The following is a 15263-nucleotide window of genomic DNA, read 5'->3' as shown; positions in this document are numbered from 1 at the left end:
CGCGAGGATCGAAAGGACCGGAAGAAGAGACGACGATGCGATTCCATCTGATCGACAGGATCGAATCCTGGACTCCCCGCGAGCACATCACCGCTCGCAAGGTCACCTCCGTCGACGAGGACTACTGGCAGCACACCGGCGGCGGCCCCGCGATGCCCTTCGGGCTCGCCCTGGAAGCCCTGTGCCAGTCGGCCACCTGGCTGATCATGCTCAGCACCGACCACCGGCTGCGCGCGGCGCTCCTCGCCGTCGGCGACGCCACCGCGAGCCGCGCCGTACGGCCCGGTGAGGTGCTCCGCATGGAGGCCAGGATCGAATCGATGACCGACGAGGCCGCGATCCTCGACGGCACGGTCACCGTGGACGGCGAGACCGTCCTGGACGCGAGCGGCATCCTGTGCGCGCTCATCGACGCCGAGCGGCTCGACGACCCGGCGAACACGGCGCGCATGGCGCGGCAGCTACAGGGCGGAGGTCCGGTGGGATGAGCGGTACGAGCGACATCAGGCGCGTGGCCATCACGGGAATCGGGGCGGTCACCCCCCTCGGCAACGACGCCGGGACCACCTGGGAGGGACTGGCCACCGGGCGCAGCGGCGTCGGCGCGCTGACCACCTTCGACGCCACGGGATTCCCCGTGCGCATCGCGGCCGAGGTCAAGGACTTCGACGCCGCCAAGGCCATTCCGGCGCACGTGGGCCGCAAGCACCTCTCGCGGGTCGGCCAGTTCGGCGTCGCCGCCGCCTGGGAGGCGGTCCGCGACGCGGGCATCGACCAGGTCTCCGAAGAGGTGTACGCCGCCGACGAGCGCGGGGTCGCCATGGGCGCCAGCGTCGGCCGCCCCGAACTCCAGGCCCTCCTCGACATCGGCCACCTGCGCGCCACCAGCGGGCAGGCGGACGCCTTCATCTGCCAGCCCCCGGCGGTCACCCTGACCGACGACCAGAACGTCCCGTTGGCCGCCATGGCCCGGATGGTCGGCGGCACCGGCCCGATGATGGGCATCTCCACCGCCTGCGCCGGATCCGGGCACGCCATCGGGGAGGCGTACCGCGCCATCCAGGAGGGCGACGCCAAGATGATGGTGGCCGGCGGCTACGACTCGCTGACCACCTGGCTGGACCTGCTCGGCTTCAGCCTGCTGGGCGCGCTCACCGACCGCTACAACGACGACCCGACGCACGCCTCGCGGCCCTTCGCCGCAGACCGCTCGGGCTTCGTCATCGGCGAGGGCGCCGTGGCCGTGATCCTGGAGGACATGGACAGCGCCCGCGAGCGCGGCGCCACCGTCCTCGCCGAGGTCCTCGGCTACGGCTCCAGCCTCAACGCCTGGCGGATCACCGACTCCCCGCCGGACGGCTCCGGCGCCATCCAGGCCATGGAGGGCGCCCTCGCCGAATCGGGCCTGGGCACCGGCGGCATCGACTACGTCGTCGCGCACGGCACCAGCACCCACGGCAACGACCAGTCCGAGACGGTCGCCATCAAGAAGGTGTTCGGCGCCGACGTGGACAAGATCGTGGTCAGCGCCCCCAAGTCGATGTCGGGCCACCTGACCTCGGCCAGCCTGGGCCTGGGCGTCCTCGCCGCGATCAACGCGATGCGGCACTCCCTGGTCTCGCCCACCGTGAACCTGGACGAGGCCGACCGCGGCCTCGACCTGGACTACGTACCGCACACCGCGCGCCCGATGAAGGTCGACGCGGCCCTGATCAACGCCTTCGCCTTCGGCGGCAGCAACACCGCCATCGTCATCGGCGCCCCGCGGGAGGACGTGTGACCACCTCGCTCGCCACCGCCGCCGTCCCGGGCTTCGACCGGCTGGAGGAACTCGTGCCGGGCGAGCGGGGCGTGGGCATCCGCAACGTGCCGGCCACCCTGCCCGCCTTCGACCACCACTTCCCGCGCCACCCCATCCTGCCGGGCGTCCTGCTCCTGGAGTCCATGGCCACCCTCGCCAAGGCGGTGGCCGGCGACGGCGCCGACTGGCGCCTCGCGGGCGTGCGCGGGGTGCGCTTCAAGCACTTCGTCGGACCCGGCGACCAGGTCCGGATCACCGTCGAGGTGATCGGCCGCACCGAAGGCAGCACCGATGTCAGGGCCACCGCCGAGGTCGAGGGCCGGGTGGTCGCCGCCGCTCGCGTCCTCACCCTCGCGCACGCCGAGAAGCCCTGGGAGGGCACAGCATGAGCGACAACAGGCGGCGCGTCATGGTGACCGGCATCGGCCTGATGACCGGGATCGGACAGGGCGCGGCGCAGACCTGGGAGGCCCTGTTGGCGGGCCGCAGCGGGATCGGCCCGCTGCGCGCCTACGACCCGGCCCCGCTGAAGACCGGCATCGGCGCCGAGATCCCCGACTTCCAGCCCACCGACTGGGCCAGCCGCCGCACCCTGCGGATGCTCTGCCGCGGCGACCAACTCGCCCTGGCCGGAGCCACCTTGGCGCTGCGCGACGCGGGACTCGACGGCGAGAAGGACCTCGGGCACCGGGCCGGCCTCTTCCTGGGCAGCAACAAGGAAATGCCGCGCATGGACGAACTCATCGCCCAGCTCCAGGCCATCCGCGCCGAGGACGGCACCCCCGACCTCCACAAGCTCGGCCAGGAAGCCTCCTCGGTCGTCGCGCCGCTCTTCTTCGTCGAGGGCCTCCAGCCCGCCGCCGGCTTCCACATCTCCGAGAAGTACGGGATCCGCGGCGCCAACGCCTACTTCGCCGGGACCGCCGACTCCGGCGCCATGGCGGTGGGCCGCGCGATGCGCACCGTGCGCCGCGGCGAGGCCGACATCGTGGTCGCGGGCGGCTACGACGACGCCACCGGCTGGTGGGCGATGTCCAAGATGGACGGCCTCGGCGTCCTGACCACCCGCCCCGAACTGGGCGACGCGGCCTTCCGCCCCTTCGACCGCGACCGCTCCGGCTCCGTCTTCGGCGAGGGCGCCGCCCTGCTCGTCCTGGAGGAGCGCGAACACGCGCTCGCCCGGGGCGCCCACTGCTACGCCGAGGTCACCGGCTTCGGCGCGGGCAACGACTGCGTACGACCGCCCAGCCCGCAGGCCCGGGCACGCGGCCTGTCCCGGGCCATCGGCCGCGCCCTGACCGACGCGGGCGGCATCTTCCCCGACGGCAGCTACATCGCCGCGCACGGCTGCGCCACCGTCCAGGGCGACGCCAGCGAGACCATCGCCCTGCACGACGCGCTCGGTACGTCCGCCAAGGCGGCCCAGATCAGCAGCGTCAAACCGCAGACCGGGCACCTGGTCGGCGGCGCCGGGGCGCTGAACGCGGCCGTGGCCGCGCTGAGCCTGGACTCCGGGATCATCCCCGCGACCTTGAACCTGGACAACCCCGCCGCCGAGTGTGACCTGGACTTCGTCCCGCTCACCCCGCGCGACACCCGGCCCGACAGCGCACTCGCCCTCGCCCGCGGCCTGGAGGGCCAGGCGGTGGCGGTGGCGCTGAGGCGGGTCTCATGACCGGCACACCCGAAAGGAGCGCGGACATGACCGACGACGTGTACGACCACACCACCCCGCCGGACGGCCCGGGCCGCACCCGCACCGTGGTGATCTGCGGCGTCGGCGCCGTGACCGCACAGGGCGACGGCGCCGAGGCGCTGTGGGAGGGCATCCGCACCGGACACACGGCCATCGGCCCGGTCCGCGGCATGTCCATGGTGGGCTACGACACCGAGATCGGCGGCGAGGTCTCCACCGACCGCCGCCCCGCCTACAACTACCTGGCCGCCTTCGGCGGGCAGGTCCGCGAACCCGCCGCCGACTTCGCGCTGCTCGCGGCGGAGGAGGCGATGGAGCAGGCGGGCCTGGGCTCGCTGCCCGCCGACCGCTGGGGCGTCGCCTTCGGCTCCTGCAACGGCGGCCTGCGCAGCGCCGAACTGCTCGCCCGCAGAGCGGACGAGGGCACCGCGCCAGAGGACGACGGCCGACACTTCCTGCTGGTCCCGCCGCAGGCCATAGCCGAGGCGCTGAGCAGCGCCTTCGGCCTCAAGGGCCCCTCCCTGTCGGTGAACACGGCCTGCGCCTCCGGCGCGCACGCCATCGCCCACGCCACCGACGCGATCAGCGCGGGTCGCGCGGACGCCATGCTGGTCGGCGGCTCCGACGCCTTCACCGAGACCGCCTTCGCCGGCTTCACCAGCCTGCAGTCCCTGTCCACCAAGCCCGCCGCGCCCTACTCCCGGGACCGCGACGGCCTCTCGCTCGGCGAGGGCGCGGGCATGCTCGTACTCGCCGAGGAGTCCGTGGCGCGCGCCGCGGGCGCCCCGATCCTGGCCGAGGTGCTCGGCTACGGGCTCTCCGCCGACGGCTACCACGCCACCGCCCCGCACCCCAAGGGCGAGGGCGCCGCGCGCGCGATCCGCGGCGCGCTGACCTCCGCGGGCATCGCCCCCGAGGACGTCGCCTACGTCAACGGGCACGGCACCGGCACCCCCAAGAACGACTCCGCCGAGTCCAACGCGGTCCGCGCCGCCTTCGGCGAGGCCGCCGAGAAGACCGCGCTCAGCAGCTCCAAGTCGATGATCGGCCACCTCCTCGGCGCCGCGGGGGCGGTCGAGGCGATCGTCACCGTCAAGGCGCTGGTCGAACAGATCGCCCCGCCCACCGCCAACTTCACCGGCGTCGACCCCAAGTGCGGCCTGGACGCGGTGCCCGACCCCGGGCGCTCGCTGGCCATGAGCGCCGCGCTGTCCAACAACTTCGCCTTCGCCGGGGCCAACGCCTGCGTCGCCTTCGGTTGGCCCTCCGGGCACCGCTTCACCGTCCCGGCCCCGCCCGCCGTCGAGAAGATCGTGATCACCGGCTTCGCGGCGATCACCTCGGCCGGTGACGGCGCCGAGGCGCTGTGGCGGGCCTGGAGCGAGGGCCGCCCGCTCGGCGTCGACGAGGACGGACTGAGCGTCGCCCGCGCCGCGTTCGACCCGCACGCGCACATCGAACCCCGCGTGGCCCGCCGGATGGACCGGCTCGGCCAGCTCGCCGTGGCCTCCTGCAAGGGCGCCCTGGAGCACGCGGGCCTGACCGCCGACGAGCGCGTCGGCGTGGTCCTGGGCACGGGCCTCGGCCCGATGCGCAGCATCGAGGAGTTCCTGCTCCCGGTGCTGGGCGGCTGCCCCTCGCACGGCAGCCCGGCCGTCTTCCCCAATACGGTCTTCAACGCGGCCGCGGGCCAGGTCGCCATGAACGTCGGTGCCAAGGGCCCCACCTCCACCGTGACCACCGGGCACGCGGCCGGGGCCTCCGCCCTGACCGTGGCCCACGACCTGCTGCTCCAGCACCGCGCCGACGCGGTGCTGTGCCCCGCGGTCGAGGACCTCTCGCCGGGCGTCCTGGACGCCTACCGCAAGCTGCCGCTCTTCGCCGGATCCGGGTACACCCTGGCCGAGGCGGGCATCGCGCTGGTGCTGGAGCGGGAGTCCACGGCCCGGGCCCGGGGCGCGAAGGTGCTGGCCGAGTTCGCCGGACACGGCACCGCCTCCGACGCCCAGGGCATCGGCCGCTGGGACGACGGGGGCGAGGGCGTGGAGCGGGCCATGCGCGAGGCACTGGCCCACGCCGGCGTGGAGCCGGCCGAGCTGGCCGGGATCTGGGCCAACGCGGCCGGCCTGGAACGGGCCGACGCCCCCGAGGCCCTGGCCACCGGCCGCGTCGCCGCGGTCGACGGGCCGCCCGTGCACAGCCCCAAGCGGATCCTGGGCGAGCCGGTCGGCGCGGGCGCGCAACTGGCCGCGCTGCTCGCCGTCACCGGCTGGGACAACGGCCTGGACAGCGGGCCGGTGCTCATCAACAGCTCCTCCCTCGGCGGCACCCACATCAGCCTCGTCCTGCGTCCCGCAACGGAGAACTGACCATGTCAGCCAGCACCGCACCCGTCGGCACCGCCTCGGGCACCGGCTCGGCCGGTCCCACCCGCCACGTGTCGATCCTCGCCACCGGCGCCCACCTGCCCGGTGACCCCCTCGACAACGACGCCCTGGCCAAGGTCTGCGGGCCGCTGCCGGACGACGTCCTGGAGGGCATCCAGGTCGAGCGCCGCCACTGGCTGATCGACCCGGCCACCGGCGCCCACCGCACCTCCACCTCCGCGATGGCCACCGCGGCCGCCCGCCAGGCCCTGGAGCGGGCCGGCGTGGAGGCCGCCGAGGTCGACCTCATCGTGATGTCCACGGCCAGCCCCGACTACCTGCTGCCGGTCGCCGCGACCTACGTCCAGGAGCAGCTCGGCCTGGAGGACTGCGCGGTCATCGAGGTCCGCGCGGGCTGCGTGGGCGCCGTACAGGCCCTGGACATCGCCCGCCGGCTGCTCGCCGACGGCACCTACGGGACCGCGCTGGTCATCGGCTCGGAGGCGGTCTCCCCGCTGCTCGCGCCGATCTTCCTCGACAAGGACCCGTACAAGGTCCGCATGCGCGACCGGCTCACCGTCTACACCTTCGGCGACGGAGCCGGCGCGCTGGTGCTGAAGGCCGGTGAGGAGGGCTCCGCCCACGAGGGCAGCCGCCAGGTCTTCGCGACGCGGTCCATGGGCGGGGCGCGCAAGCCCGGCATGCTGATCACCGGCGGCGGGACCGACGCGCCGCTGCACGAACAGCAGCGGCGCAAGCGGCTGATGGACATCAGCCTCGACATCCCCGGCACCGCGAAGTTCGGGCCGCGGGTCTTCGTCGAGGGCATCCACGACATGCTGCGCCGCTCCGGACTCGCGCTCGCCGACATCGACCACTGCGTGCTGCCCGAGGGCAACGCCGAGTACTTCGCCAGCGAGTACGGCACCGCCGGTCTCTCCGCCGAGGACCAGGCGACGCTCGGCAAGAACATCGTGGAGAACCTCACCGACGTCGGCGCCACCGGTTCCGCCGCGGTGCCGCTCGCCCTGGACGCGGGCTGGGCGGACGGCCGGATCACGCCCGGGGACACCGTCCTGCTGCTCGCGATCGAGGCCAGCCGCTACCTGTACGCGGGGCTCACCCTGACCTGGGACGCCCCGACCCCCGCCAAGTGACGACGTAAGAGACACGACGTAAGAGACGACGTAAGAGCGACGACGTAAGGACGGATGGATCGTGTCGATACAAGAGACGGAGCGCGCCGAGGTGGCTACCGCAGTGAGCGTCGGAGAGAGCGTCGAGGAGCGCAACAAGAAGACCATCCGCTCGGTCTTCGACACCTTCGTCAACCGGGGCGACTTCTCCATCGTCGACCGGATCTACAGCCCCGACATGATCGACCACCAGCCGCTGCCGGGCGCCCCGGAAGGGCTGGAGGGGGTCACCTACACCATCGCGGGTCTGCGCGAGGGCTTCCCCGACCTGCACGTCACCATCGAGGACATGAGCGCCGCCGGGGACCACGTGGTCATCCACAACACCTGGCGCGGCACGCACCTGGGCGAGTTCCTGGGCATGCCCGCCACCGGGCAGTACATCGAGTTCACCGGCGTGGTGGTGTGGCGGCTGCTGGAGAACGGGCTGATCGCCGAGCGCTGGGGCATCGGCGTGGAGTCCAACATGCTGGAGGTGCTCGGCATGCGGCGCCTCGCCCCGGCCGCGCGCGGCGCGGCCAAGGCGGCGGCCCGGCGGACGGTGAAGCCGGCGACCGTGGTGCTGGAGCTGCCCGCGGGGCGGGCGGAGCGCTGGCAGGACGTCCAGGCGCAGCTGTCCGGCGAGCGCCGGCGCGAGTACGAGGCCTCGCGCCGACGGGCGGGCATCCTGCAGGAGTCCTTCGCCGTGCAGGAACTGGGCGGCCGGTCCGTGGTGGTGCTCCAGCTGGAGGCGCGCGATCCGGCCGGGGCCGCGAAGCGGCTGCGGGAGTCGGGCAACGCCTTCGACGTGTGGCTGCGCGGCGCGGCGGGCGAGGTCTTCGGGGCCGATCCGTACGCGGCGCTGGCCGAGGGCGGGGCCGCCGAGCAGGGGCACGGCTGGTCGTCGGTCGGCTCCGAACTGGTGGCGAACGGCTGAACGACCTGGCACTCAGTCAGGCCTGCTGTCTAGCTTAGGTATTGACTCTTTCATTGCTAGCCCTTTGGGTTATCACTGCTAGAGTTTCTAGGGACGAAAACTACCCGGGAAGGCGTGGACGATGCGGCAACGAAAGCTCGGCAGCCAGGGGCTGGCGGTCTCCGAGCAGGGGCTCGGATGCATGGGCATGACCTTCGCCTACGGCCCCGCCGACGACCAGGAGGCCCTGCGCACGGCGCACCGGGCCCTCGAACTCGGCGTCAACCTCCTCGACACCGCGGACTTCTACGGGCCGCACTCCAACGAGGAGTTCGTCGCCCGGGTCATCGCCGGGCGCCGGGACGAGGTCGTCGTCTCCTCCAAGGTCGGCAACGAGGTCAGCCCCGACGGGCAGATCACCGGCAAGCTCAACGGCCGGCCCGAATACATCCGTTCCACCGTCGAAGGCAGCCTGCGCCGGCTCGGCACCGACCGCCTCGACCTCTACTACCTGCACCGCGTCGACCCCGGCGTCCCCGTCGAGGAGAGCTTCGGCGCCCTCGCCGACCTGGTCGCCGCCGGAAAGGTCGGCTACCTCGGCATCTCCGAGGCCTCCGCCGCCACCATCCGCCGCGCCCACGCCGTCCACCCGCTGAGCGCCGTACAGACCGAGTACTCGCTCGCCACCCGCGACGTCGAGGCCAACGGGGTCCTCGACACCGTCCGCGAACTCGGCATCGGCTTCGTCGGCTACAGCCCGCTCGGCCGCGGCCTGCTCACCGGAGCCATCCGCACCCTCGACGGCCTGGCCGAGCACGACTTCCGCCGGGTCGCGCCGCGCTTCCAGAAGGAGAACCTCGACGCCAACCTGCACGTCGTCGAGCAACTGGCAGCCCTCGCCGCCGCCAAGGGCGTCACCACCGGCCAGCTCGCGCTGGCTTGGGTGCTGGCCCAGGGCGAGGACGTCGTGGCCATCCCCGGCACCAAGCGGGTCACCTACCTGGAAGAGAACATCGCCGCGTCCGCCGTCGCACTCAGCGCGGACGACCTCGCGGCCCTCGACCGGATCGCCCCCCACGGCAGCCTGGCGGGAGACCGCTATCCCGCGGGCGCCATGGCCACGCTCGACGGCTGAGAGCGGCCCGCCGAGACCGAGAAGCGGCCCGCCCAGGCTGAGAACGGCCCGCCGAAACCGCGGCGAGTCCGCGCATCCCCAAGGTGAGTGAGTGCGATAACCATGGCGAACATCACGATCATCGGCGGCGGGCTCGCCGGTCTGACCGCGGCGATATCCGCCGCCGAGCAGGGCGCCCGCGTCACCGTCCACGAGGCGCACGCCCACCTGGGCGGCCGCTCCCGCTCCGCCACCGGGCCCTACGTCACCAACGACGGCCCGCACACCTTCTTCGACAACGGCCCCTGCTGGAACTGGCTGCTCCAGCGCGGCCTCGCCGGCAACTACGTCCGCCTGTCCTTCCACGAGTGGACGCGGATGCGCTTCCGCCACCAGGGCAAGCTCCGCATGACCCTGCCCGGCGGCTACATGAAGATGACCTGGATGCACCGGGACATCGAGGTCCCCATCGACCGCTCCTTCCAGGACTGGGCCAGCGAGCGCTTCGAGCAGCAGACCGTCAACGAAGCCCTCGGCTTCCTCGGCCCGATCCTCTTCGACGGAGACCCCGGCCGGCTCTCCGCCGCCTTCGTCTGGGAGCGGCTGCTGCGCGTCGGCACCCCCCGCTTCCCGCTCCCGAGCCGCTACTTCATCGGCGGCTGGGGCACGGTCATCGACCGCATGGAACGCCGGGCCAAGGCCCACGGCGTCGTCATCGAGACCAACTCCCGGATCACCGAACTGCCCACCGACGGCCCGGTCATCGTCGCCACCTCGCTCGCCGCCTCCCGCGGCCTGCTGGGCGACCCCACCCTCGACTGGCCCAGCGGCACCGCCGCCCTGCTCGACATGGCCGTCACCCACTCCAAGAAGGACGGCAACGTCTCCTTCGACATGGACGAGGGCGGCTTCACCTCGCAGTACTCCGACCACGACCCCTCGCTCGCGCCGGAAGGACAGGCCCTCTTCCAGGGCCAGATGCCCATCCGCCCCGGCGAGTCGAAGGCCGAGGCCCTGGCCCGCCTCGAAAAGCTCTTCGACCTCACCACGCCCGGCTGGCAGGACCGCATCCAGTGGCGCCGCGAGGGAGTCTCCCGCGGCCGCACCGGCGCCCTCGACCTGCCCGGCCTGAGCTGGCGCGACCGCCCCGCCGTCGACCGCGGCGACGGCGTCTACCTCATCGGCGACGCCGTCGCGGCCCCCGGCATCCTCGCCGAGACCTCCATCAACAGCGCCCTGCACGCGGCGGAACTCGCCGTCCGGGCCAAGCCAATCACGCGCCGCTCGCCCGGCGTCCAGGCGGTGAGCCGGTCCGTCCTCTCGGCCCACTCGACCCTGTAACCGACCCTGTAAGGGGGCGCACCACACATGAGAATCACGCTGTCCGAGCGCGGTACCCCGGACTGGCTGGTCGCCAGGGAGATGGCCCGCGCCGTGTTCGCCCGGCAGTACCAGGCGACCATCAACCCCGACCCCGACGGCTTCCTCGCCTTCTTCGAGGAGGACGAGAACGGGCAGGAGCAGGTCCTCGCCTGCGCGGGCCTCTCCTTCCCCGAAGACGAGCCGATCCTGCTGGAGCGCTACCTCGACGCCCCGATCGAAGAGGTCATCGCGTCCGAGGTCGGCGACCCGGTCGGCCGCCGCCAGGTCCTGCAGATCGGCAACATCGCCTCCGTCCGCGCCTCCGCCGGCGGCGAGATCATCAAGGCGATCCCGCTGGTCATGGCCTGCCTGGGGCGCCCGTACGCGGTGATGACGATGACCGGACGGCTCGCCGAGCTCATGCAGCGCCTCGGGTGCATCTTCCACCCCCTCGCGGACGCCTCGCCCGACCGGCTGGAGCCGGAAGAGCTCGCCTCCTGGGGCTCGTACTACGACACCCGGCCCATGGTCGGCTACGCCAAGGCGGTCGACCAGAGCACCCTGCTGCTCGCCGCCATCGGCCGCTACTGCTTCGAATCCGTCGACATGCGGCTGCTCAGCAGCAACCGCCCGCAGGCGAAGGTGCTGTCCCGTGCCGCATGACCACCAGAGCGTCTCCCTCGCCCAAGGACTGCTGGACCGGGCCGACAGCGAAGCCGTCATGGTCCGCGTCCTGTCCGGCGACGGCGGTACGGGCGCCAGCTGGAGCTACCGCGAGATCATCGGCGCGGCCCTGGTCCTCGCCGGCCACCTGGAGGGCTGGGCCGCCGCCCACGGCCGCCCCGCCCGCGTCGGGCTGCTCGCCGAGAACTCCCCCGAGTGGGTCGTCGCCGACCTCGCCGCCCTCTTCGCCTCCGCCGTCGAAGTACCGGTGCCCACCGCCTTCGCCGCCGAACAGGCCGCCTCCCTCCTCGACACCGCCGACCTCTGCTACGTCGACGACGGCGGCACCCGCGCCCTGGCCCGCTGGGCCGCGGACAGCGGCCCCGGCGTGCTTCCCGAGAGCTGCCCGGTCACCGCGCTCGACATCAAGGCGCTGCTCGCCGAGATCCCGGCCGGGGGCCTCCCCCGCCCGCCGGTGCCCGCCGAGGACGCCATCGTCAAGGTCATCCACACCTCCGGCACCACCTCCGCCCCCAAGGGCGTCCAGATCCGCCGCCACGGCCTGGACGCGCTCCTGACCTCCCTGCGGGCCCGCACCGAGCCCGCCGTCTTCGAGCGCTACCTCTCGATCGTGCCGCTGAGCCTGCTCATCGAACAGGTCGCCGGGCTCTACATGCCCTTCCTGGCCGGCGGTTCGGTCTCCTTCCTGCCGCCCGGCACCGCGCTGGTCGGCACCGCCGCCGACGCCGCGCCCCGGATGCTCAGCCTGCTGCGCCAGGCCCGGCCCACCGCGCTCGTCGTCCCGCCGACCGTCGCCGGACTCTTCCTCGCGCTCAGCGACCAGCAGCCCGACGAGAGCGTCCCCGAGCGGCGCCGCCGGATCTTCGGCCACGAGGGCTCCGTCTTCATCGCCTGTGGCGGCGCGCCCGTACCCGCGGAGATCCTCCAGCGCCTCGACGCCTACGGGGTCACCGTCCACGAGGGGTACGGGCTCAGCGAGAACTCCTCGGTCGTCTCCTGGAACTTCCCCGGCCAGGTCCGCTTCGGCACCGTGGGCCGCCCGCTCGACCACGTCGAGGCCGAACTCGCCGAGGACGGCGAGCTGTTGATCCGCAGCACCTCCCTCTTCGCCGGCTACTCCCGCGAGGACCCCTCCAGCGTGGTCGTCGACGCGCGGGGCTGGCTGCACACCGGGGACCTCGCCGCGATCGACGAGGACGGCTACCTGCGCATCACCGGCCGCAAGAAGAGCATGGTGATCACCTCCAGCGGCCGCAACGTGTCCCCCGAATGGGTGGAAGCGCGCTACCGCGAACTCGGCTTCATCCGCGAGGCCGCCATCGTCGCCGACGGACTCGACCAGGTGCACGGCCTCTTCGTCATCGAGGCCGGCCTCGACCAGGACACCGCCCGCGAGCGCATCGACGCCTTCGGCAAGGAACGCCTCTCCGGCATCGAGCGCGCCGCCGTCGTCCACCTCATGGCCGAGGACGACCCCGCGTACGCCACCTGCTTCACCGTCACCGGGCGCCCGCGCCGTGACGTCATCCGTACCCACGTGCTGCGCCACGACAAGGCCACGACCGAGGAGAAGGCATGAGCACCGCAGTGAAGACCACCCCCTACGGCACCGGCAGCGGCCTGCTGGTGGAACCCGTCGAGGGCGGCAGCCTCGCGGACGTCGACCCCAAGATCCTGCGCGACCTGCTCGCCGAAGCGGGATTCCTGCTCCTGCGCGGATTCACCCCCTCCGACATGGACTCCTTCACCGCCCTGGTGCAGTCCACCTCCACCTCCACCACCCTCGACCCGGCCCGCGACTTCTACTCCGAGGTCGCACAGAAGGTCGACGCCGGCTTCGCCGAGGTCGGCCTGCACACCGAGAACGGCAACAGCCCCTTCCGCGCCCACGTCGCCTGGTTCTTCTGCGAGAAGGCCGCCTCCTCCGGATCCCAGACCACCGTCTGCGACGGCTACCGCGTCTGGGACGCCCTCAGCGACGGGGCCCGCGAGGCCTTCGCCGCCCAGGACATCGTCTACAGCCGCTACGTCGGCGAGCAGCAGTGGCGCGCCATGGCCCACCACCTCCTCGGCAGGACCAAGCCCGCCGAGGACATCGAGGTGGAGGAACTCCTGGCGCTGGCACGCCAGTTGCCCGGCACCGAAATCCAGGCCGAGGCGGACGGCGGCATCCGCTACGCTTTCCGCACTCCCGCCGCCGGGACCACGATCTTCGGCGAGCGGCGGTCCTTCGCGAACAGCATCCTCGGCCCCTCCTTCAACTACGAGAAGCCGACGATCACCTTCGCCGACGGGACCGAGCTGTCCGAGCGGCTCCTGGCCGAAGTCGAGACGGTGACCGCACGGATCACCGAAAACCTCGAATGGCGGGACGGCGACGCCGCCGTCATCGACAACACCCGGGTCATGCACGGCCGCCGCGCCATCACCGACCCGAACCGGACCATCTACAACGCCCTGAGCTACATCGAGGCCACTGCCGCCTGACCGGACTGCGCCGCTCCCGGCCGCGGGGCCGGGAGCGACGGGCCCACCCGAGAGGGAGCCATGAACACCGAGAAGAACGCACCCCGTACCCAGGACCGGGCACCGGCCGCCGCGTCCGCGTCCCCGTCCGCGCACGGCCCGGGCAACGACACCCCGCCCGACCCGCGACGATGGCGCCTGCTCGTCTTCGTCGCCCTCGCCCAATTCATGGTGCTCCTCGACACCACCGTGGTGAACCTCGCCCTGCCCGCGATCCAGTCCGACCTCAAGGCCACCGCCACCGGCATCGAATGGGTGCTGACCTCCTACATCCTGTGCTTCGGCGGCCTGATGCTGCTCGGCGGACGCACCGCCGACCGCTGGGGGCGCCGGCGCACCTTCCTGCTCGGCGCCGTCCTGTTCACCGCGGCCTCCTTACTCTGCGGCCTGGCCGACGGCACCGGCCTGCTCATCGCCGCGCGCGCCCTCCAGGGGTGTGGCGCGGCCTTCCTGTCCCCGGCCGCGATGTCCCTGGTCACCACGACCTTCCCCAAGGGCAAGGAGCGGACCACCGCCCTCGCCATCTGGGCCGCCCTGGCCGGCCTCGGCGGCACCCTCGGCGTCATCGCGGGCGGCCTGATCACCGACAGCCTGAACTGGCGCTGGATCTTCTACATCAACATCCCCTTCGGGGTCGTCGCCGTGATCGGCGTGCTGATCCTGGCGAGCGGCCGCACCGAGGCCAGGAGCGAGTCCACCCCCGACATCCTGGGCGCCGTCGCCGTCACCGGGGGACTGGCCTCCCTCGTGTACGCCATCGTCAACATCCAGGACAAGGGTTGGGGTTCGATCCCGTACGTCATCGCCCCGGCCATCGCCGCGGTGGCGCTGCTGGTCGGCTTCGTCGTGGTCGAGCGCAAGGTCGCAGACCCGCTGATGCCGCTCCAGCTCTTCGCCACCCGCTCCCTGGTCACCGCCGGCCTCGGCCGCATCCTGACCAGCGGGGTCCAGGCCTCCGTGCTCTTCCTGAGCAGCTACTACCTCCAGCGCACCCTGGGCTACTCCACCCTCAAGTCGGGCTTCGCCTTCCTGCCGCTCGGCGTGATCGCCATCCTGATCACCGCCCCGGCCACCCGGATCATGCACAAGTCCGGCCCCCGCCCCGTCTACCTCTTCGGCGCGATCGGCTCCGTCCTCGGACTGCTCCTGCTCACCCGGGCCCCGCACGACGGGAACTACCTCCTCGACGTGCTGCCGGCGCTGCTGATCCTGGGCGCCTCCATGCAGTGCTGCGGCATCCCGGTCAACGTCCACGGGGTGTCCGACATCCCGCAGGAGCAGCAGGGCATCGCCTCCGGAGTGCTGGTCGCCGCCTTCCAGGTCGGAGCCTCGCTCGGCGTGGCGACCGTGGCCACCAGCGCCATGACCCGCACCACCGGCGAACTCGCCGACGGGCGGCTCCCGGCGATCGCCTGGGTGGACGGACTGCACCTGGGCTTCTGGATCGCGGTGGGCATCGGCGTACTGAACCTGCTCAACGCCTTCTTCGGACTCCCCGGGCGGCGCCGGACGCGGACCTCCGCCTCCGCCGTCACTTCCTCCGCCCCGAGCACCACCACCGCCACCGCCCCGAGCACCACCACCGTCTGACCGACGACCGACCACCCCAGATCAGAGAGGCAT

The 15263-nt window shown here is 72.6% G+C and carries 13 protein-coding genes; all 13 read left to right on the top strand.

Annotated elements, in window-relative coordinates:
• The first annotated feature begins 35 nt into the window (after positions 1 to 35).
• Positions 36 to 488 carry a 3-hydroxylacyl-ACP dehydratase gene (locus tag ACIQWR_RS33210; protein WP_399268945.1) on the top strand — a complete coding sequence of 151 codons (453 nt, stop codon included), beginning with the start codon at positions 36 to 38 and terminating at the stop codon, positions 486 to 488.
• Entirely contained in the window at positions 485 to 1780 is a 1296-nt protein-coding gene (locus ACIQWR_RS33205; RefSeq protein ID WP_404017337.1) for a beta-ketoacyl-[acyl-carrier-protein] synthase family protein, read from the top strand. Before ACIQWR_RS33210 ends, ACIQWR_RS33205 begins: the two co-directional genes overlap by 4 nt.
• The gene (locus ACIQWR_RS33200) at positions 1777 to 2190 is read left to right on the top strand and encodes a 3-hydroxyacyl-ACP dehydratase FabZ family protein (RefSeq protein ID WP_404017335.1); all 414 of its coding nucleotides are present in this window, start codon (positions 1777 to 1779) and stop codon (positions 2188 to 2190) included. The genes ACIQWR_RS33205 and ACIQWR_RS33200 overlap by 4 nt, the downstream gene beginning before the upstream one ends.
• Entirely contained in the window at positions 2187 to 3476 is a 1290-nt protein-coding gene (locus tag ACIQWR_RS33195) for a beta-ketoacyl-[acyl-carrier-protein] synthase family protein (protein WP_404017333.1), read from the top strand. The genes ACIQWR_RS33200 and ACIQWR_RS33195 overlap by 4 nt, the downstream gene beginning before the upstream one ends.
• Before the next feature lie 26 nt (positions 3477 to 3502).
• Complete coding sequence (locus ACIQWR_RS33190; protein WP_404017330.1) at positions 3503 to 5866, top strand: beta-ketoacyl synthase N-terminal-like domain-containing protein; 2364 nt, start codon at positions 3503 to 3505, stop codon at positions 5864 to 5866.
• A gap of 2 nt (positions 5867 to 5868) precedes the next feature.
• Complete coding sequence (locus ACIQWR_RS33185; RefSeq protein WP_404017327.1) at positions 5869 to 7020, top strand: 3-oxoacyl-ACP synthase III family protein; 1152 nt, start codon at positions 5869 to 5871, stop codon at positions 7018 to 7020.
• Between the two features lie 61 nt (positions 7021 to 7081).
• The gene (locus ACIQWR_RS33180; protein ID WP_404017324.1) at positions 7082 to 7975 is read left to right on the top strand and encodes an ester cyclase; all 894 of its coding nucleotides are present in this window, start codon (positions 7082 to 7084) and stop codon (positions 7973 to 7975) included.
• Between the two features lie 121 nt (positions 7976 to 8096).
• Positions 8097 to 9089 (top strand): aldo/keto reductase, encoded by a 993-nt coding sequence (locus tag ACIQWR_RS33175; protein ID WP_404017322.1) that lies wholly within the window; start codon positions 8097 to 8099, stop codon positions 9087 to 9089.
• Between the two features lie 102 nt (positions 9090 to 9191).
• Positions 9192 to 10409: a phytoene desaturase family protein gene (locus ACIQWR_RS33170; protein WP_404017319.1), complete on the top strand. Its 1218-nt coding sequence runs from the start codon at positions 9192 to 9194 to the stop codon at positions 10407 to 10409.
• A 27-nt stretch (positions 10410 to 10436) separates the two neighbouring features.
• On the top strand, positions 10437 to 11093 hold the full coding sequence (locus ACIQWR_RS33165; protein ID WP_404017317.1) for a thermostable hemolysin: 657 nt from the start codon (positions 10437 to 10439) through the stop codon (positions 11091 to 11093).
• Positions 11083 to 12693, top strand: coding sequence for an AMP-binding protein (locus ACIQWR_RS33160; RefSeq protein ID WP_404017314.1), 1611 nt, complete (start codon positions 11083 to 11085; stop codon positions 12691 to 12693). Before ACIQWR_RS33165 ends, ACIQWR_RS33160 begins: the two co-directional genes overlap by 11 nt.
• Positions 12690 to 13601 carry a TauD/TfdA family dioxygenase gene (locus ACIQWR_RS33155; protein ID WP_404017312.1) on the top strand — a complete coding sequence of 304 codons (912 nt, stop codon included), beginning with the start codon at positions 12690 to 12692 and terminating at the stop codon, positions 13599 to 13601. The genes ACIQWR_RS33160 and ACIQWR_RS33155 overlap by 4 nt, the downstream gene beginning before the upstream one ends.
• Before the next feature lie 60 nt (positions 13602 to 13661).
• A complete protein-coding gene (locus tag ACIQWR_RS33150; RefSeq protein ID WP_404017309.1) occupies positions 13662 to 15230 on the top strand; it encodes an MFS transporter in 1569 nt (522 codons plus the stop codon).
• Positions 15231 to 15263: the final 33 nt, after the last annotated feature.

The sequence above is a fragment of the Streptomyces sp. NPDC098789 genome (assembly GCF_044759975.1).
Classification (GTDB): Bacteria; Actinomycetota; Actinomycetes; order Streptomycetales; family Streptomycetaceae; genus Streptomyces.
The sequence above is the reverse complement of the archived record's forward strand: the minus strand, read 5'-3'. Positions and strand labels throughout refer to the sequence as shown.

Excerpts from the sequence above, each read along its gene's own strand:
- ACIQWR_RS33210 (WP_399268945.1), top strand. The coding sequence starts at position 36 with ATGCGATTCCATCTGATCGACAGGATCGAATCCTGGACTCCCCGCGAG.
- ACIQWR_RS33205 (WP_404017337.1), top strand. The coding sequence starts at position 485 with ATGAGCGGTACGAGCGACATCAGGCGCGTGGCCATCACGGGAATCGGG.
- ACIQWR_RS33195 (WP_404017333.1), top strand. The coding sequence starts at position 2,187 with ATGAGCGACAACAGGCGGCGCGTCATGGTGACCGGCATCGGCCTGATG.
- ACIQWR_RS33190 (WP_404017330.1), top strand. The coding sequence starts at position 3,503 with ATGACCGACGACGTGTACGACCACACCACCCCGCCGGACGGCCCGGGC.
- ACIQWR_RS33185 (WP_404017327.1), top strand. The coding sequence starts at position 5,869 with ATGTCAGCCAGCACCGCACCCGTCGGCACCGCCTCGGGCACCGGCTCG.
- ACIQWR_RS33175 (WP_404017322.1), top strand. The coding sequence starts at position 8,097 with ATGCGGCAACGAAAGCTCGGCAGCCAGGGGCTGGCGGTCTCCGAGCAG.
- ACIQWR_RS33170 (WP_404017319.1), top strand. The coding sequence starts at position 9,192 with ATGGCGAACATCACGATCATCGGCGGCGGGCTCGCCGGTCTGACCGCG.
- ACIQWR_RS33165 (WP_404017317.1), top strand. The coding sequence starts at position 10,437 with ATGAGAATCACGCTGTCCGAGCGCGGTACCCCGGACTGGCTGGTCGCC.
- ACIQWR_RS33155 (WP_404017312.1), top strand. The coding sequence starts at position 12,690 with ATGAGCACCGCAGTGAAGACCACCCCCTACGGCACCGGCAGCGGCCTG.
- ACIQWR_RS33150 (WP_404017309.1), top strand. The coding sequence starts at position 13,662 with ATGAACACCGAGAAGAACGCACCCCGTACCCAGGACCGGGCACCGGCC.